The sequence below is a fragment of the Photobacterium aphoticum genome (assembly GCF_001029435.1).
In the GTDB taxonomy this organism is placed as follows: domain Bacteria; phylum Pseudomonadota; class Gammaproteobacteria; order Enterobacterales; family Vibrionaceae; genus Photobacterium; species Photobacterium aphoticum.
This window is the reverse complement of record NZ_LDOV01000031.1, coordinates 46,077-69,809: the sequence shown is the minus strand read 5'-3', so window position 1 is coordinate 69,809 and position 23,733 is coordinate 46,077. Positions and strand designations below refer to the sequence as shown.

General features: G+C 52.0%; 17 protein-coding genes. 9 read left to right on the top strand and 8 right to left on the bottom strand.

Features of this window, described 5'->3' with window-relative positions:
- Together nifJ and fldA are read left to right on the top strand one after the other, a co-directional pair.
- Positions 1-3,600 carry a pyruvate:ferredoxin (flavodoxin) oxidoreductase gene (gene nifJ, locus ABT58_RS17535; RefSeq protein ID WP_169749969.1) on the top strand — a complete coding sequence of 1,200 codons (3,600 nt, stop codon included), beginning with the start codon at positions 1-3 and terminating at the stop codon, positions 3,598-3,600.
- A gap of 162 nt (positions 3,601-3,762) precedes the next feature.
- The gene (fldA, locus tag ABT58_RS17530) at positions 3,763-4,257 is read left to right on the top strand and encodes a flavodoxin FldA (protein ID WP_047875739.1); all 495 of its coding nucleotides are present in this window, start codon (positions 3,763-3,765) and stop codon (positions 4,255-4,257) included.
- A gap of 163 nt (positions 4,258-4,420) precedes the next feature.
- Here fldA and ABT58_RS17525 read toward each other — a convergent pair whose 3' ends face one another.
- The 3 genes from ABT58_RS17525 to yejK all read right to left on the bottom strand — a co-directional run bounded on the left by ABT58_RS17525 (position 4,421) and on the right by yejK (position 7,051).
- The gene (locus ABT58_RS17525; protein WP_047875738.1) at positions 4,421-4,780 is read right to left on the bottom strand and encodes a nitrous oxide-stimulated promoter family protein; all 360 of its coding nucleotides are present in this window, start codon (positions 4,778-4,780) and stop codon (positions 4,421-4,423) included.
- Between the two features lie 194 nt (positions 4,781-4,974).
- Entirely contained in the window at positions 4,975-5,853 is an 879-nt protein-coding gene (locus ABT58_RS17520) for an Hpt domain-containing protein (protein WP_047875737.1), read from the bottom strand.
- A gap of 184 nt (positions 5,854-6,037) precedes the next feature.
- Positions 6,038-7,051 (bottom strand): nucleoid-associated protein YejK, encoded by a 1,014-nt coding sequence (gene yejK / locus ABT58_RS17515; protein ID WP_047875736.1) that lies wholly within the window; start codon positions 7,049-7,051, stop codon positions 6,038-6,040.
- A gap of 84 nt (positions 7,052-7,135) precedes the next feature.
- Here yejK and ABT58_RS17510 point away from each other — a divergent pair, with 84 nt between their 5' ends.
- The 4 genes from ABT58_RS17510 (at position 7,136) to ABT58_RS17490 (ending at position 12,092) form a co-directional block, all read left to right on the top strand.
- Positions 7,136-7,354 (top strand): YejL family protein, encoded by a 219-nt coding sequence (locus tag ABT58_RS17510; protein WP_047875735.1) that lies wholly within the window; start codon positions 7,136-7,138, stop codon positions 7,352-7,354.
- 52 nt (positions 7,355-7,406) lie between these two features.
- Positions 7,407-9,251, top strand: a complete 1,845-nt coding sequence (locus ABT58_RS17505; RefSeq protein WP_047875734.1) for a DUF3413 domain-containing protein — start codon at positions 7,407-7,409, stop codon at positions 9,249-9,251.
- A gap of 156 nt (positions 9,252-9,407) precedes the next feature.
- Positions 9,408-10,103 carry an SDR family oxidoreductase gene (locus ABT58_RS17500; RefSeq protein WP_047875733.1) on the top strand — a complete coding sequence of 232 codons (696 nt, stop codon included), beginning with the start codon at positions 9,408-9,410 and terminating at the stop codon, positions 10,101-10,103.
- A 363-nt stretch (positions 10,104-10,466) separates the two neighbouring features.
- Positions 10,467-12,092, top strand: a complete 1,626-nt coding sequence (locus ABT58_RS17490) for a sensor domain-containing diguanylate cyclase (RefSeq protein WP_047875731.1) — start codon at positions 10,467-10,469, stop codon at positions 12,090-12,092.
- A gap of 187 nt (positions 12,093-12,279) precedes the next feature.
- On the opposite strand, the gene ABT58_RS17485 is transcribed toward ABT58_RS17490, so the two are convergent.
- Positions 12,280-14,304, bottom strand: a complete 2,025-nt coding sequence (locus ABT58_RS17485) for a DNA topoisomerase III (protein ID WP_047875730.1) — start codon at positions 14,302-14,304, stop codon at positions 12,280-12,282.
- Between the two features lie 222 nt (positions 14,305-14,526).
- On the opposite strand from ABT58_RS17485, the gene ABT58_RS17480 reads away from it, so the two are divergent.
- Positions 14,527-15,357, top strand: coding sequence for a glucosaminidase domain-containing protein (locus ABT58_RS17480; protein WP_053063130.1), 831 nt, complete (start codon positions 14,527-14,529; stop codon positions 15,355-15,357).
- A 126-nt stretch (positions 15,358-15,483) separates the two neighbouring features.
- Here ABT58_RS17480 and mnmH read toward each other — a convergent pair whose 3' ends face one another.
- From mnmH to ABT58_RS17460, 4 genes are all read right to left on the bottom strand, one after another.
- Positions 15,484-16,572 (bottom strand): tRNA 2-selenouridine(34) synthase MnmH, encoded by a 1,089-nt coding sequence (gene mnmH, locus ABT58_RS17475; RefSeq protein WP_047875729.1) that lies wholly within the window; start codon positions 16,570-16,572, stop codon positions 15,484-15,486.
- Positions 16,573-16,574: 2 nt separating this feature from the next.
- Positions 16,575-17,615 (bottom strand): selenide, water dikinase SelD, encoded by a 1,041-nt coding sequence (gene selD / locus ABT58_RS17470; protein ID WP_047875728.1) that lies wholly within the window; start codon positions 17,613-17,615, stop codon positions 16,575-16,577.
- Positions 17,616-17,754: 139 nt separating this feature from the next.
- Complete coding sequence (locus ABT58_RS17465) at positions 17,755-18,306, bottom strand: NAD(P)H nitroreductase (RefSeq protein WP_047875727.1); 552 nt, start codon at positions 18,304-18,306, stop codon at positions 17,755-17,757.
- 84 nt (positions 18,307-18,390) lie between these two features.
- Entirely contained in the window at positions 18,391-20,403 is a 2,013-nt protein-coding gene (locus ABT58_RS17460; protein ID WP_047875773.1) for an NADPH-dependent 2,4-dienoyl-CoA reductase, read from the bottom strand.
- Positions 20,404-20,654: 251 nt separating this feature from the next.
- Here ABT58_RS17460 and sppA point away from each other — a divergent pair, with 251 nt between their 5' ends.
- Together sppA and ansA are read left to right on the top strand one after the other, a co-directional pair.
- On the top strand, positions 20,655-22,541 hold the full coding sequence (gene sppA / locus ABT58_RS17455; protein ID WP_047875726.1) for a signal peptide peptidase SppA: 1,887 nt from the start codon (positions 20,655-20,657) through the stop codon (positions 22,539-22,541).
- 83 nt (positions 22,542-22,624) lie between these two features.
- The gene (gene ansA / locus ABT58_RS17450; protein ID WP_047875725.1) at positions 22,625-23,635 is read left to right on the top strand and encodes an asparaginase; all 1,011 of its coding nucleotides are present in this window, start codon (positions 22,625-22,627) and stop codon (positions 23,633-23,635) included.
- Positions 23,636-23,733 lie beyond the last annotated feature (98 nt).

Genomic DNA, 23,733 nt, shown 5'->3' with positions numbered 1-23,733 from the left:
ATGTCTGTACTTTCTCAAGCCATCACACCATCCACGGCGCAACCCGTTATGGCCACACTGGACGGTAACGAAGCCGCAGCCCGCATTGCCTACCGCTGTAATGACGTGATTGGCATTTACCCGATCACCCCGTCTTCCCCGATGTCGGAAGCCTGTGAAGTGTGGGAATCACAAGGAAAAATGAACCTGTGGGACCAAGTACCACGGGTGATTGAAATGCAATCTGAAGGCGGCGCAGCCGGTGCAGTCCACGGCGCGTTAATGGCCGGTGCGATGGCCACGACCTTTACATCTTCACAAGGTCTGCTGCTGAAAATTCCCAACATGTACAAAATTGCCGGTGAACTGACACCCTTTGTGATGCATGTTGCCGCCCGTACCATTGCCACCCACGCCCTGTCGATTTTCGGCGACCATTCCGATGTCATGGCCGTGCGCCAAACCGGTTTTGCCATGCTGGCTGCCAGTAGTGTGCAGCAAGCTCACGACTTTGCCTTGATCAGCCAAGCCGCCACGCTGGCCAGCCGCGTGCCGTTTGTGCATTTCTTTGATGGTTTCCGTACTTCGCATGAAATCAACAAAATCGCCCTGATTGATGACGCGACCCTGCGCACGATGATCAACCAAGACGATGTAGATGCCTTCCACCAGCGTGCGCTGACGCCGGATGCACCCACCATTCGTGGTACCGCGCAAAACCCGGATACCTTCTTCCAGGCACGTGAAGCGGCCAACCGCTACTATCAGGCCTGTCCGCACATCGTGGCAGAAAAAATGGCGCAATTTTCGGCACTCACTGGCCGTGAATACCAACCGTTTGACTACATTGGTCACCCTGACGCTACAGACATCATTATCGTGATGGGCTCGGCCAGTGCCACCGTGCAACAAGCCGTGGCACACCTGAATGCGCAAGATCAGCACGTAGGTATGATCCGCGTTAACCTGTATCGTCCTTTCTCGCTCGACCACCTGCTGGCCGTGATGCCGCACAGTGTCCAACGCATTGCCGTGTTGGATCGCACCAAAGAGCCAGGCGCCACTGGTGAACCTCTCTATCTGGATGTGGTTGCTGCTCTGCAACAAGCCGTACAGCGCGGGGAACGCGACCATTGCCCAAACATTAAGGGCGGCCGCTATGGCCTGTCTTCCAAGGAATTTACCCCGGCCGACGCCACCAGCATTTTTACCGCCATGGCGAGCGACACCTTGCACCATGACTTCACCGTCGGCATTACGGATGACATCACGCACCTATCACTGCCCAAAGCCGCCCCATTGGATCTGGAGCCCGCTTCACGCCTGCGCGCCCTGTTCTATGGTTTAGGGGCCGACGGAACGGTCAGTGCCAACAAGAATACCCTGAAGATCCTCGGTGAAAACACACCGCTGCACACACAGGGCTATTTCGTCTATGACTCGAAAAAGTCTGGTGGGATCACCACCTCACACCTGCGTATTGATACCCAAGCCATTGATGCGCCGTACTTGATTGAGCAAGCTGAATTTATTGCCTGCCACCAATTCCAATTTATCGACAAACTGGAGATGGCAGAAAAAGCAGCACCGGGCGGCACCTTGCTGTTGAACAGCCCGCACAATGCCCATGCTGTATGGGAACATCTGCCCAATGAAGTGCAGCAGGTGATCATCGACAAACAACTCAAACTCTATGTGATTGATGCCGTCGCCCTTGCCCGCGAACTGGGGCTAAAGAACCGCATTAATACCATTATGCAAACCGGCTTCTTTGCGCTGAGCAACCTCATGCCGATCGATGCCGCCATTGCCCAGCTGAAACAGGCCATCGAAAAAAGCTACAGCAAACGTGGCCCGGCCATTGTCGCCGCCAACCATGCTGCGGTGGATGCCACTGTCGATCGTCTGGAAGCCGTCACAATCCCTGAACGCGCCACCAGCCTGTTCCGCCGTCCGCCGATTGTGAGCGAACGTGCCCCTGACTTAGTCAAACGTGTGAGCGCCATGATGATGGCCGACAAAGGCGATCAACTGCCGGTCAGTGCCTTCCCGGTCGATGGTTGCTGGCCAACCGCCACCACTCAATGGGAAAAACGCAACATCGCGCAAGAGATCCCGGTGTGGGAGTCGGATCTGTGTACCCAATGCAATATCTGTACGCTGGTGTGCCCACATGCGGCGATCCGTGCCAAAGCCGTGGCCCCGACTCAACTGGCTGATGCGCCGGAAGGCTTTAAACACACTGACTACAAACAACGTGACTTCAAAGGCCAAGCCTATACGTTGCAAGTGTCACCGATGGATTGCACCGGCTGTAATCTATGTACCACCGCGTGTCCGGCCAGTGACAAAAACGATCCGTCACGTAAAGCCATCAACATGGCACCAAAGCAGCCGCAACTGACCGAGCAACAAGCGAACTACGACTACTTCCTGTCACTCCCAGAAGCCGAACGCATTGATATCAAGCGTATTGATGCGCGTACCAGTCAGCTACTGCAACCGCTGTTTGAATACTCGGGGGCTTGCTCTGGCTGCGGGGAAACCTCGTATGTGAAGCTACTGACGCAATTGTTTGGGGATCGCTTACTGATTGCCAATGCCACTGGCTGCTCATCGATTTATGGCGGTAACTTGCCAACGACACCTTACGCGGTTGATCCGCATGGCCGAGGCCCGGCATGGGCGAATTCCCTGTTTGAAGACAATGCGGAATTTGGCCTTGGTATGCGACTGGCACTCGACAGTAAACGTAATCATGCGCTGGCGCTGCTCGACACTGCCGCCGATTTCATTGCTCACGACACACTGGCACAAATGAAAGCGGATGCCTTTGATAGCAGCGAAACCGCCGTTGTCCGCCAACGGGCAAACATCGCCGCATTACGGGCACAACTGCCGTATTCCCATCGCGATCTCGATGTGAAAGCCGATGATTTGGTGGCGAAAAGTAACTGGATCCTAGGTGGTGACGGCTGGGCCTATGACATTGGCTTTGGCGGCTTAGACCATGTTCTGGCCGGAGGCGATAACGTCAACGTGTTGGTCATGGACACCCAGGGCTACTCCAACACCGGCGGTCAGCAATCCAAAGCGACCCCAACCGGTGCCGTGGCGAAATTTGCCACGCAGGGTAAAACCAGCAACGGCAAAGACTTGGCGTTGAACATGATGATGCACGGCAATGTGTACGTAGCCAAAATCGCGCTGGGCGCCAACATGAACCAGACCATCAAAGCGCTACAGGAAGCGGAAGCCTATCCGGGGCCGTCTCTGGTGATTGCCTACTCACCGTGTATCACTCATGGCTTTGATATGGCCGAAGGGGTGGAGCATCAGCAACTGTTGGTGGAATCCGGCTTATGGCCACTGTTCCGCTTCGATCCGCGCCGTTTAGACAAAGGCCGTGCTGCACTGCAGATGGATTCCAAACCACCGAAGAAAGACGTTGAGGCACTGATCAGTCGTGAAGCGCGCTTTACCCAAATCGCCCGTCGTGATCCGGAGCTTTATCAGGCCAACCTGACACGCTTGCGTGAACAAGTGGCGCATAAGCACCGCTTGCTGGAACAACTGGCACAGTGGACACCAGACACCCCGACAACCTCAGCCTCGAGCTAAAAAACCGTTCGAGCACAAACGGTTTCGAGCAAAAAGCCGTTTTGAACAAAAAATTGGGTATCGGGCGAAAACGACTAAACACAGCCCTTATTGATTTTTGATTCAGGCCGTCGCAGACATATCGTGACACTGCACGGCCTTACCACAGACTTTGGAGACACCATGAAAAACATCGGTCTATTTTTCGGTAGCGATACCGGTAACACTGAAAACGTTGCGAACAAAATTGCCGCTCACCTCGGCTTAGAAGCACAAGACATTGCCGGTAACAGCAGTGACATTTTCGATGACTATGATTTTCTGATCCTCGGCACCCCAACCGCTAACTACGGCGAAATGCAGCCGGATTGGGACTACTTTGTACCGGAATTAGAAGATGCCGATCTGAACGGTAAAACCGTGGCGCTGTTTGGCTTGGGCGATCAGGTGGATTACCCAGACAGTTTCCTCGATGCGATGGGGGATTTGGCAGAGCTGATTGAACAAGCCGGCGGTCAGCTTGTCGGTGCTTGGTCAACGGAAGGGTATGACTTTAATGATTCTCGCGCAGTAAAAGACGGGCAGTTTGTGGGCTTAGCACTGGATGAAGATCGCCAGCCAGAGCTGACTGACAGCCGTATTAGCACGTGGCTAACACAGCTTGGTCTGGCTCAATAAGGCCAATTCTGCCATGTCGGCTTGAACAGTGAATGTGCGGTCTGTTTCGCTCTGGTTAAGGTTGAAACGGGTACAGTCACAAAACACGAAGGGCTACCACTGGGCAGCCCTTTCGCTTATTCAGATATCACTGGCGATATGCACACTCGAAATGCATCATGAATTAGGGGTCGATAGAAGTTGAGGTGTCGACAGACTCACCGCGCCGCATGCAGTCCAGTTTAAATTGCAGGGCTTGGACCGGGTTACGCCAGGTAAATTTTGGCATGGTCCAGCGAATGACGTGCGCAAGCTCCAACCGCTTAGCCGGCTGATAGCAGTGGCACTGGCATTGGGAACAGTTAGGCTTCTCATTACCCAACCGGCAGTTTTCCATCCGGTTTTCAACGTACGCAATGAGTTCCTCACAGTCAGGACACACCACGGCACCCCGGTGCAGCGTTTTACAGTAAAGTCGAATCATCGCTTTAGCAGTATCCAGTTCACGCTGCTTACGAACTGGACTGATTGTTTGATCACTCATAGTGGCGATATTATCCACCGCCCGTTATGGTTTCCTCTGATCTAGATCAAGCTTGCTCGACGAATCCCCCTCCCTGATGACGAATTATTGATAATGCGAGAGCTCACTCTGAGAAACACGGCAAACATTTGCATGGATATTTCACAGCCGTTCGCAGCAAGATCTCGCCTTTTACCAACCCATTGCGTATCACCTTAGTGCGCCTCCTCCTTTTCATCAATGGCATCGGTTCGGCGCGCTTCACGGCGAACAAACACCTCCGGCTCTGGCGCCTGATAGTCTTCGATCTCAACCTGCTGGGCCGCTTTCTCTGCTTCCTCACGCAACCACGCCATATAGACCGTCACCGTCTGTGCTAACGCGGCAATGGCTCGCCCTAACCAGGCCTCTTCCTCTGCTGTGATCGCATGACCGGTTTTCAGTTGATGCTCTAAATACTCGGTGACGACTTTCAACTGCTGCGCCCCTAAACTGCCCGCTACCCCTTTCAATGTATGAGCAATCCGGTGTGCGCTGCCAGTATCATGACTCGCCAGTGCCGCAGAAAAACGGGCATTATCCTGGCAGTGATCCTCAATGAACAATTCCAACAGCATCAATACCGACTCATGACACCCATCCATGCTGTTGAGCAAGAAATCTTTTTCAAACACCTCCAATGCCGCCCACTGCTCAGCGAGAGAAGGCGCTTCACGAGGGGGTACAGCCGGAGAGTCATCTCTATCAGAAGGCTCTGCCATTTGAGAGTATACTTCTGATTGCGCGTCTCGCTTTTCCGCCTCCTCGGCATCATCCAACCTCGCGCTTTCTTTCGAAGGGGTTTCATCATCATTGACGAGAGACAGGCTCTCCTCCTCGCTCGCACGATCAATCACATTTTGCTTCACATACCAATTGACCACCATGCCCATACCCGCCACCAGCACCATGACGGCCAACGCAATAAACCAATACCCCCACAAACTGGGCGCCGTCATCCCAAACAATACGCCGGCGAGTACCAAGCACGACACGCCTCCCGTAACAATCAAAGCCAGAGAACGATAACGTGATGAATTTGAATGTGATTTCATAGTGACTCCTGTCTACGAGCGATAAAGACGCAAGCAACATGCAAACAATTCCGTCATAAGTGAACGAAAAAGCATACAAATAACTGTAGACAGAAAATGACGACGGCGACAAAAGAAAACGGGCAATGTGAAGTCACACATTGCCCGTTAATTATCTCTTACACCATCAGGGAAAGGTCAGGGATCAGTTATCGCTGTTTAAACGGCGAAGTAGCTGATCTTTCAGGTTCGGTGGCGTGCCTTTTAGTGTCAGCGTATCGGTTTCTGCATCATAGAAAATACGCTCACCCAGCAGCATGCTATCGAAGTTAATGGTTACACCCCCGCCAGAGCCCACAAACTTGGTCAGTTTACGCATCGCCGTGCGATCTGCCGGGAAGCTTTCTTCCAGCTCATACCCTTGCTTGGTAGTGAATTGGTAGAAATCCGTGCCGTCTTCCGATTCTGGCAGCTCTGCCGCCAACTCTTTGATAGTCACTTCATCACCCGACTGCAACTGGCCATTACAGTAGTCGTACACTTGCTTGCGGTACTGCTGTTTTTCTTCTTTGTCCAGACGCGAATCGGCACAAAAATCTTCAACCGCTTGCATCAATACCTGGTTTTGCACTTTCACGTCCAACCCCACTTCTGCTTGCAGGAAGTCGAGGAAGAAATCGGCAATCTTACGGCCCACACGGCCTTTGATGTAGGTCAGGTAACGGTTTGACTCGGCGTCGGTTTCCCAAGAAGACAAGTCAATGCGCGCCACGATATCCATTTTCGCCACATCCAAATAATCCGTTGCACTGATATCCAACTGCTCGGTTACTTTCATGCTGTGGCACGTTGGCAACAAACCAATGAACAGGTAGTCCGTAGCCAGCGATTGGTACTCGGCAATCACCAACGTACCGACATCAGCGAAGGGATATTTCGCCAATTCCGCCTGCAGACGTTGTGCTGATTGGTTAGAAAATGTCAAAAAATCGAGTTCTTTACGGCGAACTTGCTTCAACCAGTGAGCAAACTCACTGTCTTCTGCGAAATGACCGAAGCCTTTTGCGCCTTTGCTGCTGTAGACGCGGTGCAATTCTGCGACAAGGTCTTCTGTTGAGGTGTCATTTTCAAGTGTTTGTTTTCGAAGATGAACTTCCAGCTCATCGTTGCCATTTTTCACCAATTGGTGAAGGATGACATTGGAAAGGGTCAGACTCATAATGGAAAAGTTTCAGTAAATCTAAAGTGTAGGTTATTATAAGTCGCTTTCTTTAACATTAAACAAGATTAAACAAGACTTCCTATGCCAATTACTTCAAAATACAGCAATAAAAAAGTTGAACAAATCATTGATGGTGTGTTCGATGTACTAGAGAAGCACGATGCTTCTGCAGAGCTCGCTCTGATGGTGGTCGGTAATATTGCGACAAACATCATCAACGCTGACGTGCCTGCTTCGCAAAGGAAAGCCATTGCAGAGAAATTCGCACAAGCTCTGCAGTCTTCTATTAAAGAAGATTAATCTTGTTAGCTTGCGTTACAGCAATCGTTAAGACTGGGAAACAGTGACATTTATGGTCTCCAGCGGTAACAATTACAAAGAGAAAGTCTCTCAGCTGATCAGCTGGGGGCACTGGTTCAGTTTCTTCAATATCATCGCCGCCATCTTGTTGGGTACGCGATATATTGTCGCCTCTGAATGGCCGGACACGCTACTTGGACAACTCTATCTGGCATTAAGCTGGGTGGGCCATTTTAGCTTTCTTGTGTTCGGCTTCTACATTCTGATCCTCTTTCCAGCCAGCTTTATCATTCCCTCGCAGCGCTTAATGCGTCTGTTTGCGGTATTGGTCGGCACGGCAGGGCTAACAGCCTTGCTGCTGGATACGCACGCCTATGAGTCACTTGATCTCCACCTCAGTCCGCTGGTGTGGGATTTGCTGCTCAGTGGTGAAGGGTCAGAACTGAATACCCGCTGGCAATACCTGTTTGTGACTGTCCCAATCATCTTTCTGCTGCAAATGGTGCTGTCAGAATGGCTGTGGCGCAAGCTAAGAAAACTGACCCGTAAACACGTTGGCGTACCGATCGCTACGGTCTTCGGGATCTGCTTTATCAGCAGTCACCTGCTGTACATTTGGGCCGATGCGAACTTATATCGCCCTATTACCGCCCAGCGCTCTAATTTCCCGCTGTCCTACCCAATGACAGCTAAATCCTTTATGGAAAAACACGGTTGGTTAGATCGCCAAGAATACACCGAGCGCCTCAATGCCCAAGGGATTGAGAGCAGCCAACAAATTCGTTACCCGTTAGAACCGTTAACGTTCAATGACCCGGGTACGGGCCAGAACCTGTTGATCATCATGGTCGATGGCCTGCGCAGTGACATGGTCGACACAGAAACGATGCCGTACCTGTCTGCCTTTGCGCGCCAGAACGTGAATTTCAGCAACCATTACAGCAGCAGTAACGACAATACGTCCGGTATTTTCGGTCTGTTCTATGGCTTGCCGAGCAGCTACATCAACAGTATTCGCTCTGAAGAAACGTCACCACTGCTCATCAGCACACTGGAAAAACGCGGTTACCATATCGGCGTCTTCAGTGGCAACGATCTGGGCGATGACCCGATTTACACCGAAGCGGTCTTCAGTGGCTTACCATTGCCGAAAGGCGATACACCGCACAGTGACAAACTGGCTATCAGCGAGTGGAACCAGTGGCTGAATAAACAAACGGAAGACACACCGTGGTTTAGCTACATCGAACTCGCGTCGCTGGAAAGCTTTGAAGAAGGTGGTGACTACTTACCGAAGTTCACACCATCACTGGGCTCTGGCAACATTGCGGGCCAAGACACCAACGTGGTCATGAAAAACAGCTACCGTAACGCCGCTTACCATATTGATGAGCAGCTGATCGGCATTTTCGACGAGCTTGTGGCGAAAGGCATGATGGATAACACCATTGTGATGATCACGGCAAACCACGGTACAGAATTCAACGAAACCGGCACCAACAGTTGGGGTGCAAACACCAACTACAGCCAATACCAGCTAAAAGTGCCGATGATTGTGCACTGGCCAGACAGTGTAGCGTCAGATACTGACCGCCTCACCAGCCATCTGGACGTGGTGCCAACACTGATGGAATCTATGCTTAGCGCGACGTCACCAACGTCTACCTACAGCAGTGGTACCAGCCTGTTCAACCATGCGCCGAAACGCCGTTGGATTTTAGCCGGTAACGAAGATGACATCGTGATGATTCAGCCAAAATCGACCACAGTGATCGATAAATACGGCAATTACCGCGTCTACAATCAGGACTACAAAAAGCAAGACAGTGCCAAGCCGAAACTGTCAACGCTGATGCAGGCCATGCATGAGATGAAACGCTTTAACCAAGCGGAATAAGTCCCTACGAGCGCCTGAATCCAGACCTCCCTCGAAAAATGCAGCCACGATGGCTGCATTTTTTATTGCTGCCCACTATCTTTATATCCATAACCTTTGTGTCCATGAGCTCCTTGTCTCCCTGACACCCACTCTCTTTCCTTTTCTGGTGTTGCTATGACGAAGCACGTTCTGATCACCGGCGCAAACCGAGGTATTGGATTAGCACTCACACAGTTGTATCTCAAAACGGGCTGGCAGGTGTATGCCAATTGCCGAGATATCAGCCAAGCCGACGATCTCACCCACCTGCAGACCCTGTTTGATGGCTTAAGCCTGATTGAATTGGATGTCACGGACTACGCCGCTGTCAGCGCATTAGCCCACTCTATGGCGCATCAACCGCTCGATTTACTGATCAACAATGCCGGCGTCTATGGCCCGAAAGGCACGGTCTTTGGTCATACTGACGTACAAGCATGGCGCGAGGTGCTCGAAGTGAATACCCTCGCCCCACTCAAACTGGCGGAAGCCTTTTACCCGCACATCAAACACGGCACACCGGGTGTCATTGCCTGCCTTTCCTCCAAAGTGGGCAGCATGTCTGAGAATACCCGTGGCGGCGGCTACATTTATCGCTCCTCCAAAGCCGCCCTCAACTCGGTCGTCAAAAGCTTATCGAACGATCTGGAACCTGACGGCATTATTGCCATTGCCCTGCACCCTGGCTGGGTACAGACTGAAATGGGCGGGCCGCAGGCCTTAATTGATACTCACACCGCAGCAAAAGGCCTCAAGCAGGTGATCGATAATCTCACCCTACTCGATTCCGGGTTATTCATGGATTATCAGGGAAATTACCTGCCTTGGTGATAATGTGATACTCGTAATAAGTCGGCCGAAAAAAGCCGCGAACGTCACAAGCGGCTCGGTCATTCCGCGCTGGTACCGACCACCCTTAAAGCGCTGCAGACGCCCTGCGCCACGTTGAGTGAGAAGGCATTCCTTCCTCGCCGGAAACTATCCCAATGTGGAATACAGGGATTTTCCCGTGGTGAATTGACGCGATAAACCAATGAAACAAAAGCAATTTCACTGCAATTAATTGCGCGTAATATCTCAGTTTGATTTTTTTCCAGTAAGAATTAATAAAATTGCGGCCATGGTACCCCCTTTTGAGTAAGAAATTAGTAACAATACGTAACTCACTGAAATTGTTATCGATGGATCCGATCATTGGCACAACACGCACCACTAACCCGCTTTTATCACCATCTCTTCTCGCAATGGGGAAAAGCACACGGCCTACACACCATTAGCGAACTGATTTGCCATCGTTTATCGATGGATTTTGCCGTTAAAAAAGCCGTACTGATTGTTGCCTACAAGGCTCACTGGAAACTGTTGTTTTCCATGCACGGCGAGGAAGTGTCACACCACTTTCCGCCTGTCGAGTGGCCGGACTATATCGGGATCCCGTTCTATCAAATCACCAAGGCGATACGCCGTGGCGAACCGTTTGTTGATGATATCGGCTATAACCGCCGGGTGTGGCTGCCCCTCAAACGCCATTCGGTGATCATGGGCTGTCTTGTCATTGACCTGCCTAAAATCTCCGCCAATGAGCACTTACGGGAAGATGATTTTTCCCAACTGGCGACCCTGCTTGCGGCTGAACTGGATGCCTCGTTAGTGAATGAAACCATTCAAGACGAACATGCCGGTCGTCGCACTGCCGAGCGCGAGCTGCAAATTCGCCTTGATGAACAGCATAACCTGTACCTGCAACTGCAGGCGTTGCATGACATCTCGTTCAAGCTGTGGCGGGCAACCTCCATGGACAACATGCTGTTTACCGCTGTCGATGAAGCCAAACGCGCACTGTGCATTGATCGCCTTGCGATCTTCCTGTTTAAAGAACACGGGCGTATGCAAGGTACCTGGGGCACGGATTTACAAGGTAATACGGTGGATGAGCGCTATTTTGAATCCGCCATTCCTGACATGTGGTTTGCCAATCATACGGTGGAGAACAAAGAATATCTGGTGGTGGAAAAAAACACGCCGATCATTCACGACTTAAAGCCGGTGGGAGTACTGGGCTGGAGTGCCTACCTGTCACTGTGGGATGAAGATACCCCTATTGGCTGGATTGCCTGTGATAACCTGATCAGCGGCGGGCCAATCCATGACTACCAGCAGCACATCCTGAAACAGTTCGGCTTTATGGTGTCGCAACATTTCGTTCGCCGGAAGGCGGAAGAAAGCCTGATCTCCCTAAATGCCGAACTGGAACAACGCGTCACAGAACGCACCAACGAACTACAGCGGGCGAATGCACAACTAGAAATCATGTCGCGGCAAGATCCCCTGACGGGCGTTGCCAACCGCCGAATGTTCGATACCCGCTTTATAGAAGAATGGCGCCGGGCAGAGCGACACCAATTGCCGATCTCGCTGCTGGTGATTGATGTCGACCATTTCAAGCATTACAACGACCACTATGGTCATGCTGCCGGAGATGACTGCTTACGCGCCATTGCCCAAGCCTTGTCGTCACTGGAACGCCGTGCGGGTGCCCTGTTTGCCCGCTACGGCGGTGAAGAGTTTGTGCTGCTACTGCCGGGGCAAGATAACTTTGCCGCCAAGTATGCCGCCAAGCGTGCGTTGATGACGGTGCAGCACCTGCAACTCCCGCGAGAAAACGGGGCGGACAGCGCACCCAATATTGTCACCATCAGTGTGGGTGGCTGTACGGTGATCCCTTCTGCCCAGATCTCGCCGACAAAGTTCTTTGAACGCACGGATGCCGCGTTGTATGAAGCGAAATCCAAAGGCCGCAATCAATATGTGATTGGGTGAGACGGAAGAGCAGGAAAAAGAGAAGCGATATCTTGGCCCCTCGATCCTGGAACTCGAAACTCGAATCAAAATACGCTGCAATAACCAATAAAAAGGCCGTGACATTATCACGGCCTTGTTGTTATCGCTTGGTGTTATAGAGCCCGATAACTGGAACTGGAATAAACATTACTCGGCATAGCGCTGTTTACGACTGCGGCTTACGGGTGCGCTTGGCGGCGGTTTTAGGTTTCGATCCCGTTGAGGCTTTACGTCCACCGCTTGATGATTTGGCACCTGCCCCTTTCTTATACCCACCTTTCTTCGCATAACCGCCTTTCTTGCCTTTGAACGGCTCTGGTGAGGTCAGTGACATCAGGCTCTTGGGTACTTCACTGGTTTGCACTTGGGTCATCAAACGATGCACCTGCGCTTCTAAGGCATCCATAAACGGCTTATAGGCACACTTTTTCTCCGCCATGTCTTGCAACTGGTGCTCCCAATGGGCCGTCATATCTGGGTAAGTCGCTTCATCCGGCAACGCATAAATCAATCCGCGCCCTGCTTCGGTGGCATGAATACTTTTGCCTTGACGCATCAGGAGTTGGCGTTTAAACAAAATATCCAAAATACCGGCACGGGTCGCTTCGGTGCCCAAGCCATCCGTATCACGCAGGATTTTCTTCAGCGATTGATCCGAGACAAAACGGGCGATCCCCGTCATAGCCTGCAGCAAAGTTGCTTCAGTAAAGGCTTTGGGTGGCTCGGTCATTTTGTCTTTGATCTCGCCATCTTGGCACACCAACATCGTGCCTTTCGTTAACGGCGGCACTTTATCGGCTAAATCCGCTTCACCGTCCTGACTGTCATCACGCCCCAGCAATTGACGCCAGCCCGGTGACATCAGCTGACGACCACGGGCAATAAACAGGCCACCCGCAATGGTAAATTCCAGTTTCGCCTCACTGTACACTGCCGCCAGATAGAATTGCATCAGGTACTGGCGGGCGATCTGCTGGTAAATCTTCTGCTCATTGGCACTGAGGCTGGCCGGGTTCACCGCTTTAGGCGTGGGAATAATGGCGTGGTGAGCATCCACTTTCTTATCATTCCACGCTTTGGATTTCAGGCTCAGATCAGCCCCGCTGACCGCATTGGCGAGCTTTGGCTCAGTATTGGCAATGGCCTGTGACACCTCACCGCCCTGACGGTAATGATCCATCGGCAAATAACGGCTATCGGAACGCGGATAAGTGATCACCTTGTGTTTTTCATACAACGACTGACACGTTGCCAACACATCAGCGGCGCTCATGCCAAAACGCTTGGCCGCATCAATTTGCAGGGCAGACAAAGAATACGGCAACGGGGGGGCTTGGCGGGTTTCTTTACGCTCAGCCGCACTCACTTCTGCCGGTTGGCCTTTAATGCGGCTGACGACGTTTTCACACAGCTTACGGTTAAGGATACGGCCATCATCGTCCTGCCAAGGCTGACACGCTTCACTCGGTTGCCATTTGGCGCGGATCACCATGTCTTGATACGGGATCAAGGCAAACAGCTCATAGAAAGGCTTAGGTACAAAATTGGCGATCTCATCATCACGGCGGGTCACCAGTCCGAGTACCGGGGTCTGCACACGACCCACTGACAACACGCCACGATAGCCGCCTTTTTGGCCCAATAACGTATAGGCACGGGTCATGTTCATGCCGTACAGCCAGTCGGCTCGAGAACGCGCCAGCGCGGACACAGACAACGGGATAAAATCACGATTACTACGCAGCTGACCCAAGGCGCGCTTCACAGCCGCCGGGTTCAAATCCGAAATCAACAAACGCTGCATCGACGCTTTCTTGCTCTGCGCCAATTTCACGTAATCAATCACTTCATCCACCAGCAACTGCCCTTCACGATCCGGGTCACCGGCATGCACCACATCGGTCGCTTGCTTGCACAGCTTTTTGACCACGGCTAATTGCTGTTTGGCCGACTTACGCGGACTCAGTTGCCATTGCTCGGGCACAATCGGCAAATCGGCCAAGTTCCACTTTTTGTATTTCTCATCGTACGCATCCGGCTCGACCTGCTCCAGCAAGTGACCGATACACCAGGTCACAATATCGCCATTCCCCACTTCAATGTAACCATTGTTATTTTTATGCGGGCGAGGAAGTACCGCCGCGATCGCGCGGCCGAGGCTAGGCTTTTCAGCAATATACAAACGAGTCATTCACAGTTTCACTTGGTAGCAGGAATAGCGAGACTGTACCGAAAAGCCGTCGTGGCAGCAAGATTTATACTGGATATAAAAACAGTTTAAACGCCGCAAATCCACCGTAATCCCGCGATAAACGCCTGAGCAAATACCACAAAGGAATGCTTGATAGCCTAAAAAGATAGGCGTAAGGTACAGTTCTTCTTTCGGGTGTGTCTTTTTAAGGTACTAACCATTATGACCAAAGTTTCCACCGTTGGCGTGATCACCCTCGCCGCAGCGGTCAGTTTAACCGCTATCCATGCCGTCAAAGTGCGCGCCGAGCAAACGTCTCCCCACGCACATCACGTGACCTCGCATACACATATCACACTGCCAAGCGATAAGCCGGATTTCGCCGCGATGGGCGATGTCAAACAAAAGAAAACGGCCTTTTTCGCCTACTTGCAGCCAATGATTGACCGCGAAAACAGTACGATTGCACATAACCGAGGGTTGTTAGAACACTATTTTACCCAGCATCCGGCGCCTTCACACGGTGGTAATGCACCCACAGAATTTCTGGAAAACATCGCTTCTCAGTACCAGTTGCCTATCCCGACAGCGGGTGTGAATGCGGCCTGGCAACAAGCCATCCTGGCTCGCGTGGATCAAATTCCAGCGGCATTGGTGATGAGCCAAGCGGCCATTGAATCGGCTTGGGGCACGTCCCGTTTTGCGGTTGAAGCCAACAATTACTTTGGCCAATGGTGTTACACCCAAGGCTGTGGCTTATTCCCGCATCAGGAAAAAGGCGGCCACTTCCATGAAGTACAGCGTTTTGCCAATACGCAAGCCGCTGTCGATGCCTACTTCACCAATGTGAACACCAACCCAGCCTATCAGGCACTGCGTGATATTCGCGCCGAGCAACGCGCTGCGGGCACACCGATCACGTCTGATGCGGCCGCCAATGCGATGGCACAAGGACTGATCCACTACTCCCAAATCGGTGAGAAGTATGTGCAGGAAATCCGTGCCATGATCCACGATGATCGCCAGTACATGCCACCTGTGAATGCCGCTTAATCAAGCCTGTGATTGAACCGTATTAATCACACAATCGATTGATAAAAAAACACCCCGTGATCAAAACCTGATCACGGGGTGTTTTTTAATGCTTAACGCGCTGTCGTCGATACGTCGTGTTCGTGCTTAGCGTGCTGCCAACCACTCACGTACCGTGGCGTAATCGCCTCGGAAGACAATACGATCGGCTTTTTTGCTCAACTGGTAGGTGTACATCGGATCGTAGTACTGCTCAAGCAACGGCTTCAGCCACGCTTCATGGCCGTCCAGTGAACCGGTCGCCTGCATGGTTTGCACTGCCGCCTGCTGCGTTGCCAGCAATTCTTCGTAACGCTCTAAGCCCAAGCGCTTACGAATACTGAACATGCCACGCGCCAGATACTCCGTAAACAGCTGCCAGCCTTCTTCCTCACCGTACGTTTCACAGAAATCACGTTGCATGCGGATCACATAGTCATCTGTCAGACGGGCTAAACGCACTTCCATCGGATCGTCGACAATCGCAATCGGTGCTGCCTGCATCGCTTGGTGAATCGATAATGGCGTACTCACCGAACCGATGACTTTGCCTTCATCTTCAAACACAAAGTGCTTCGCACCCGCTTCCTGCTTTTTCAGCATTTCGACGGCCAGTACGTTTTCAAACGCAATTTGCGTACGCTGCGCTGTCACATAGCGACCGAATGATGAGCCACGGTGGTTCGCCGCGCCTTCCAAATCGATGCCGTTTGCCAGCTCATGCAACATCAACGTTTTGCCGCAACCGGTGTTACCACCAATCAGCGTCATTGGCTGAGCCGCCACCGCATCAATGGTATCAATCAGAAAACGGCGTAGCGCTTTGTAACCACCGACAACCATCGGGAAATCAATGCCCGCTTCTTTCAACCATTGCTGAGTGATGCGTGAACGCAAGCCGCCACGGAAACAGTACAAATACCCGTTCGGGTTCGCTTCACAAAACGCTTTCCACTGTGCCACTCGCTCGGCTTTGACATCGCCGTTCACCAACTGGTGACCCAATGCAATCGCGGCGTCTTGGCCTTGTTCTTTGTAACACGTACCGACCGCTTTACGCTCACAGTCCGTCATTAATGGACGGTTGTGAGAGGTCGGGAATGCACCTTGTTCAAATTCAACCGGTGCACGCATGTCCATCAACGGGGTATCGTTAAGGAACAGTTGTTTAAAATCTTCACAGTTTGGACGGGACATGATTAGCGGATCTCAATCAATACAGTGTCGCTATCCGTCGCGTCAAATAATTCACCAATGGCATTCAACGTAATACCGTGCTGCTCAGCAGCGGCTTTTACTGCCTCTTCGGCATCCGGCGTGACCGCCAACAGCAAACCGCCAGAAGTTTGAGGATCGCAAAGCAGGGCTTTTTGCTCATCGGTCATGGCACCCACACGGTAACCGTAGCTGTCAAAGTTACGGGTTGTGCCGCCCGGTACGCTGCCTTGTGCAATGTAGTCAAACACGCCTGGCAGGTGTGGGATCTGATCAAACTGGATGGTGGCTTTCAGACCGCTGCCTTCACAGATTTCGTTCAGGTGACCCATCAGACCAAAACCGGTCACGTCAGTCATGGCTTTTACGCCTGCGATATCAGCAAAGGTTTCGCCCGGCTTGTTCAGTTTGCACATCCAATCACGTGCCAAACCCTGGTGCTCTTCTTTTAGCAGGGATTTTTTCTCTGCTGTGGTTAGTACACCGATACCTAGCGGCTTGGTCAGGTACAGTTTACAGCCCGCTTCCGCCTGGTTGTTACGCTTCACGCGATCCGTATCTACGATACCGGTCACAGCCAAGCCGAAAATTGGCTCTGGTGCATCAATCGAGTGACCGCCCGCCAGAGAGATGCCCGCTTCACGGCATACGGCACGACCGCCTTCAATCACTTTTTGCGCGATTTCAGGTGGCAATACGTTCACAGGCCAGCCCAGAATCGCAATCGCCATGATTGGCTTACCGCCCATGGCATAGATGTCGCTGATCGCGTTCGTCGCCGCGATACGGCCAAAATCATACGGGTCATCCACGATTGGCATGAAGAAATCCGTGGTGCTGATCACCGCCGTGCCATTGCCAAGATCGTATACCGCTGCGTCATCTTTACTTTCGTTCCCTACCAGCAGGTTAGGGTCAGCGAACGGAGCGATTTGAGTTTTAAGAATAGTATCAAGCACTTGAGGTGAGATTTTACAACCACATCCTGCACCGTGGCTGTATTGGGTAAGGCGAACATTTTCCATGACACGCTCCGATAAAATGACAAGAAGCGGAGGATTCTACTCCTGCCACCGGATCCTGTCATCCATCAGGGGCAAAAAGGGAAGCCAAAATGGCTTCCCTTTGCGCATAATCAAACGAATTTATCCCTTTGAGGGCGTATTACGCGAGATATTCGACAAATTGTGCTAAATCCCGCTCTGGCGCCTTGGCATCACGGCATCCGGCAGAGCCAAGATACAAAAATCCCACAATCATGTCATCACCGGACACGCCCAGTGCCTCACGCACCACGTTGTGATACGCCCACTTTCCGGTACGCCAAAATGCGGCAAAGCCCTGCGCCACTGCCGCCATTTGCATGGCATGTGCGGCACACCCGGCCGACAAGTACTGTTCAATGGTCGGCACTTTATCGTGTGCTGTTACTTTTGCTACCACGGTAATGACCATCGGCGCTCGGTACGGTGAGCGGCTGGCTTTTTCAACCGTTGCTTCATCGGCTCCGTCCTCTTGAGCCGCTGATTGTAAGATGCCGGATAAGCGATCCAAGCCTTCGCCTTGCGACACAATAAATCGCCACGGGGTCAATCCCGCATGATCCGGCGCGCGTAACCCCGCCCGAAAAATCGCATCCAACGCTTCCCCTTCCGGGGCAGGGGCGATCATTTTGGGTAATGACCGACGATTCAACAATAAGGCCAATGCATCCATAACTACCTCGCAAACTTCATGTTTATGCTCTTTACGTTACCCTATCACATTCAATAACGGGTAAATCCATGCAATCTACAGGGGTTATAACCGTGCGGCCAACTCTACCCCTTGGCGGATCACGCGCTTGGCATCCACTTCTCCCGCAACATCTGCGCCGCCAATCACATGAACGTTAATCTGTTTAGCACGCAATGCCGCCGACAAGGTATCAACCGAGGTCTGGCCGGCACAAATCACGACGTGATCCACCTCCAGCACCCGCTTTTGGCCTTCCATCGTGATGTGCAACCCCTGATCGTCGATACGATCGTAACTCACGCCTCCGAGCAACTCGACACCGCGCTTCTCAAGCACTTTTTTGTGGATCCAGCCGGTCGTTTTGCCCGGCCCTTTGCCGACACTGCCGGGTTTGCGCTGCATCAACCACACCTGACGATCACTGATGTAGCTCTCAAACGGGTACAACCCCCCTGCGTATTCAACGCGCTGATCGATCCCCCAATCTTTCAGCCAGTCTTCCAACCTCTGCTCACTCGGCTCTGTCAGCATGGTGGCCACATCCACACCGATCCCGCCCGCACCAACAATCGCCACTTTCATCCCAAGTTCGCGTTTCTCTCGAATCAAGGTCTGATAATCCACCACCTTCGGATGATCAATCCCCTCAATAGGTGGCATACGTGGCGCCACACCGGTGGCGATCACCACGTCATCAAAGTCTGTCAGCAACGCGACATCCGCCGCCTGTTCGAGTTTCACAGTCACGCCGGTCTGCTCCAGTCGACGGGTGAAATAACGAATGGTTTCTTTGAACTCTTCTTTGCCGGGGATCTGCATGGCGAGATTAAACTGCCCGCCGAGCTCGGCATTTTTCTCAAACAAGGTAACGGCAAAACCCCGTTCAGCAGCCGCGACGGCTGTTGCCATGCCCGCCGGTCCGCCTCCGACAACGGCCAGTTTGCGAGAAGTCGCCACGGGCGTCAGTCGCAATTCGGTTTCATAACAGGCTTGCGGGTTTACCAAACACGTTGCCCGCTGACCGACAAACACATGATCGAGACACCCCTGATTACACCCGATACAGGTATTGATATCGTCCGCACGGTTCTCACTGGCCTTTTGCACAAAGTAGGCATCCGACAAAAAAGGCCGCGCCATCGACACCATATCAGCCTGACCGGCAGACAAAATAGCTTCCGCCACCTGCGGTGTATTGATGCGATTACAGGTAATCAATGGAATAGACACCGACGCCTTCACTTGCGCCGTCACCCATGCAAAGGCGGCACGGGGGACTTGGGTAGCAATGGTCGGGATCCGCGCTTCATGCCAGCCAATGCCGGTATTGAGCAGCGTGACACCCACTTGTTCAAGTTGCTGCGCCAACTGCACCACTTCATCGTGGGTGCTACCCTGCTCCACCAGATCTAACATAGATAGCCGGAAGATAATGATGAAATCGCGGCCGACTCGCGCTCTGACGGCTTTGACTAATTCCAGCGGGAATCGCATTCGATTTTCATAGCTGCCGCCCCACTCGTCATAACGGTGGTTAGCACGCTGACAAATAAATTGATTGATGAGATAACCTTCAGATCCCATCAGTTCAACACCGTCATACCCGGCTTCTCGCGCTAATTCCGCACTGTGGGCAAAATCATTAATGGTTTTCTGGATCTGACGCGCCGTCATCTCGCTGGGGGTAAATTTCGAGATGGGCGATTTAATGGCAGAGGCACTGACCGCGAACGGGTGCAAGGCATAGCGGCCCGCGTGTAGAAGCTGCAAGGCAATCTTGCCGCCTTCGCGGTGAACGGCATCGGTGATGACCCGGTGCGCGCGCGCCGTGCGGGCAGAGCTGAATTCGGCACTCAATGGGTGTAAGCGGCCCCGAAAGTTAGGTGAAAATCCCCCTGTTACGATCAGGCCAACACCACCACGCGCCCGTTCAGCATAAAAAGCGGCCAGCTTTGGCAATCCCCCTCGGGATTCTTCCAAGCCGGTGTGCATCGAGCCCATCAACACCCGGTTTCGCAATTGCGTAAAGCCCAGATCCAACGGCGCTAAGAGATGTGGGTAAACTTGCTCATCCATGACAATCACACTTCTGATGATATGGTCAGACCAGTATATGTTATCGATAATAACTTTATCAAATATTTGCTTACATTGTAATAACACAAACTTATCTTCAATCACACCCCACCGATGCCCTCGCCCCTGTACAAAAATGCCGCTTTTTCACGCTACTCACTGACTTCAGTAGGAATTATTACTGAAATTGGTGGTCTACTCGGTTAGGATGGACGTTATACATCACAAGTCATAATTATTCAGGAATATCAATGAAAGTGATCTTTAAAGGAATAGGAAAGCTTTTTGGTTGGATAGGGAAAGGCATCAATATATTACGTCAGGTGATCACCAACCTGCTGTTTTTCGTCGTCATTGGTGCATGGCTATTCATCTTTAATGAAAGCTCAAAAGGCCCAGAACTGCCAGAAAAGGCGGCGCTGGTACTGGATATCTCCGGCCCGATTGTTGAACGCCAAACCCCGGTCAATGCTTACAACGAACTGGTAAAAGGTGCCCTTGGTCAACCACCTGCACAAGAGACCGTGCTGTTTGACGTCGTCGATACCATTCGTGCCGCAGCAAAAGATGACCGCATTACCGGCCTGGTACTGAATCTGAAAGAGATGCAGGAAACCAGCCTGACCAAGATGCGCTACATCGCCAAAGCCATTACCGAATTCAAGCAAACCGGCAAGCCTGTGGTCGCCATTGGTGAGCACTACAAGCAAAGCCAGTACTACCTTTCCAGCTACGCTGACACCATTTACATGGCGCCGGACGGTGGCGTGATGCTACAGGGTTACGGTACATACAGCCTTTACTACAAAAGCTTACTGGAAAAGCTCAACGTCAATACCCATGTGTTCCGTGTCGGTACCTACAAGTCGTTTGTTGAACCGTACACGTTAGACGGCATGTCTGACGCGGCCCGTGAAGCCAACAGTGTATGGCTGAACCAATTATGGGGCGCATACACCAGCGACGTAGCCGCCAACCGCGAGATTGACGCGAGCGTCATGACACCGAAGTTGGACACCCTGATTGAGCAATTCAAAGCCGTCGACGGTGACTGGGCACAACTGAACCTTAACCAAGGTTTGGTGGATGAACTGCTGAGCCGCCCGGCCTTGCGTCAGCGTTTGATGGATCTGTTCGGCGACAACAAGGAACACAGCTTTAATCAAATCAGTTACTACGATTACCAGCCAACGGTGAAGGATCCGATGATCGCCCCTGAAGGTGACGAGCTGGATCAAACCGCATCCGTGAATCAGGTGGCCGTGGTCGTGGCGAGCGGTGCCATCATGGATGGTCCTCAGCAAAACAACAATGTGGGTGGCGACACCACCGCTGCGTTACTGCGCAATGCCCGTTTTGATGAAAATGTGAAAGCCGTAGTACTGCGTGTTGACAGTCCAGGGGGCAGTGCTTTTGCCTCTGAAGTGATCCGTAATGAAGTGGATGCCCTAAAAGCAGCCGGTAAGCCGGTTGTGGTTTCGATGTCGAGCGTTGCAGCCTCTGGCGGTTACTGGATTTCAGCCAGCGCCGATAAGATCATGGCACAACCGACTACCATCACCGGCTCTATCGGTATCTTTGCCATCATGACCACCTTTGAGAAAGGGTTGGAAAAAATGGGCGTATACAGTGACGGTGTGGGCACCACCCCGTTTGCCGGTGTCGGTGTGACGCGAGAGTTGCCAGAGGGTGTGTCAGAACTATTCCAAATCAGCATTGAAAACGGCTACCACCGCTTTATCAATCTAGTGAGCCAGAGCCGTCACATGACGCTGGAGCAAGCTGACAAAGTGGCGCAAGGTCGCGTGTGGACCGGTCAGGATGCCTTGAAACTGGGTCTGGTTGACGCCTTAGGTGACTTTGATGACGCAGTAGACAGTGCTGCTGAATTGGCAGATATCGGTGATAACTACCAGATTGAATGGATGAAGCAACCATTGTCACCGTTCGAGATGTTTATGAAAGACATTTCTGGTCAGGCTAAATTGTGGATCACCGAAGCCATGTGGGGAAGTGTACCGGAGGCTTTGCAACCGGTTTCTCAACAGGTTGTAACAGACCTTACCACCCTTGGTAACTTCAACGATCCAAAAGGGCAATATGCCTTCTGCATAAACTGCCTCAATATTGAAAAGTGAGATCAGCCCGGCGTTGCCGGGCTTTTTTTACGCGCTGTTCACCGTATAATGCGGGCCACCAACCGATAATTCTGTACCTTCATATGGAAAGAAAAAACATTTACATCGCCTACACAGGCGGCACCATCGGTATGCAGAAATCAGACCATGGTTATATCCCGGTTGCTGGCTTCATGGAAAAGCAACTGGAAAGCATGCCAGAATTCCATCGTGCAGAGATGCCAACATTCACGATCCACGAATACGATCCATTGATCGATTCGTCGGATATGACGCCAGCGGATTGGCAGCGCATTGCTGATGACATTAAAGAGAACTACGACAAGTACGACGGTTTCGTGATCCTGCATGGCACAGACACCATGGCGTATACCGCGTCGGCATTGTCTTTCATGTTCGAGAACCTCGACAAGCCGGTGATTGTGACAGGCTCACAGATCCCACTGGCGGAACTGCGTTCTGATGGTCAGAGCAATTTGCTTAATGCCCTGCACATTGCAGCCAATTACCCGATCAACGAAGTGACAGTGTTCTTCAACAACAAATTGATCCGTGGTAACCGCAGTACCAAGGCACATGCTGACGGCTTTGGCGCGTTCATTTCGCCAAACTTGCCGCCTTTGCTGGAAGCGGGCATCAACATCCAACTGAACAATGTGGAGTTGGATAAGAAGCCAAGCGGCCCATTCAAGGTACACAACATCACGCCACAACCGATCGGTGTGATCACCATGTACCCGGGTATTTCGCCGGAAGTGATCCGCAATACCTTGCGCCAACCGGTCAACGCAATGATCCTGCTGACCTTTGGTGTGGGTAATGCACCGCAGAACCCGGAATTGCTTGCACAGTTAACCGAAGCCACTAACCGTGGTGTGGTGGTGATGAACCTAACTCAGTGTTTGTCCGGCAAGGTGAACATGGGCGGTTATGCCACAGGCTGTGCCCTGGCCGATGCCGGCGTACTGAGCGGTTACGACATGACCCCAGAAGCCGCACTGGCGAAATTGCATTACTTGCTGAGCCAAGATCTGCCGATTGAAACGGTACGCAGCTTGATGCAACAAGACTTGCGTGGCGAATTGACGCACTAAGCGTTACGCCGCCCCCACACAGTCAGACAAAAACGGACGCTCTTGAGTGTCCGTTTTTTTATGCACAGGCTTCATGATGATCATTTGTGACCATCTCA

What these genes read in the sequence shown, in the direction of transcription:
- selD (WP_047875728.1), bottom strand. Translation starts at nt 17,615, where the DNA reads ATGGAAAATGTTCGCCTTACCCAATACAGCCACGGTGCAGGATGTGGT.
- ABT58_RS17460 (WP_047875773.1), bottom strand. Translation starts at nt 20,403, where the DNA reads ATGGATGAGCAAGTTTACCCACATCTCTTAGCGCCGTTGGATCTGGGC.
- fldA (WP_047875739.1), top strand. Translation starts at nt 3,763, where the DNA reads ATGAAAAACATCGGTCTATTTTTCGGTAGCGATACCGGTAACACTGAA.
- ABT58_RS17525 (WP_047875738.1), bottom strand. Translation starts at nt 4,780, where the DNA reads ATGAGTGATCAAACAATCAGTCCAGTTCGTAAGCAGCGTGAACTGGAT.
- ABT58_RS17510 (WP_047875735.1), top strand. Translation starts at nt 7,136, where the DNA reads ATGCCAATTACTTCAAAATACAGCAATAAAAAAGTTGAACAAATCATT.
- ABT58_RS17485 (WP_047875730.1), bottom strand. Translation starts at nt 14,304, where the DNA reads ATGACTCGTTTGTATATTGCTGAAAAGCCTAGCCTCGGCCGCGCGATC.
- mnmH (WP_047875729.1), bottom strand. Translation starts at nt 16,572, where the DNA reads ATGTCCCGTCCAAACTGTGAAGATTTTAAACAACTGTTCCTTAACGAT.
- ABT58_RS17500 (WP_047875733.1), top strand. Translation starts at nt 9,408, where the DNA reads ATGACGAAGCACGTTCTGATCACCGGCGCAAACCGAGGTATTGGATTA.
- sppA (WP_047875726.1), top strand. Translation starts at nt 20,655, where the DNA reads ATGAAAGTGATCTTTAAAGGAATAGGAAAGCTTTTTGGTTGGATAGGG.
- nifJ (WP_169749969.1), top strand. Translation starts at nt 1, where the DNA reads ATGTCTGTACTTTCTCAAGCCATCACACCATCCACGGCGCAACCCGTT.
- ABT58_RS17520 (WP_047875737.1), bottom strand. Translation starts at nt 5,853, where the DNA reads ATGAAATCACATTCAAATTCATCACGTTATCGTTCTCTGGCTTTGATT.
- yejK (WP_047875736.1), bottom strand. Translation starts at nt 7,051, where the DNA reads ATGAGTCTGACCCTTTCCAATGTCATCCTTCACCAATTGGTGAAAAAT.
- ABT58_RS17465 (WP_047875727.1), bottom strand. Translation starts at nt 18,306, where the DNA reads ATGGATGCATTGGCCTTATTGTTGAATCGTCGGTCATTACCCAAAATG.
- ansA (WP_047875725.1), top strand. Translation starts at nt 22,625, where the DNA reads ATGGAAAGAAAAAACATTTACATCGCCTACACAGGCGGCACCATCGGT.
- ABT58_RS17505 (WP_047875734.1), top strand. Translation starts at nt 7,407, where the DNA reads ATGGTCTCCAGCGGTAACAATTACAAAGAGAAAGTCTCTCAGCTGATC.
- ABT58_RS17480 (WP_053063130.1), top strand. Translation starts at nt 14,527, where the DNA reads ATGACCAAAGTTTCCACCGTTGGCGTGATCACCCTCGCCGCAGCGGTC.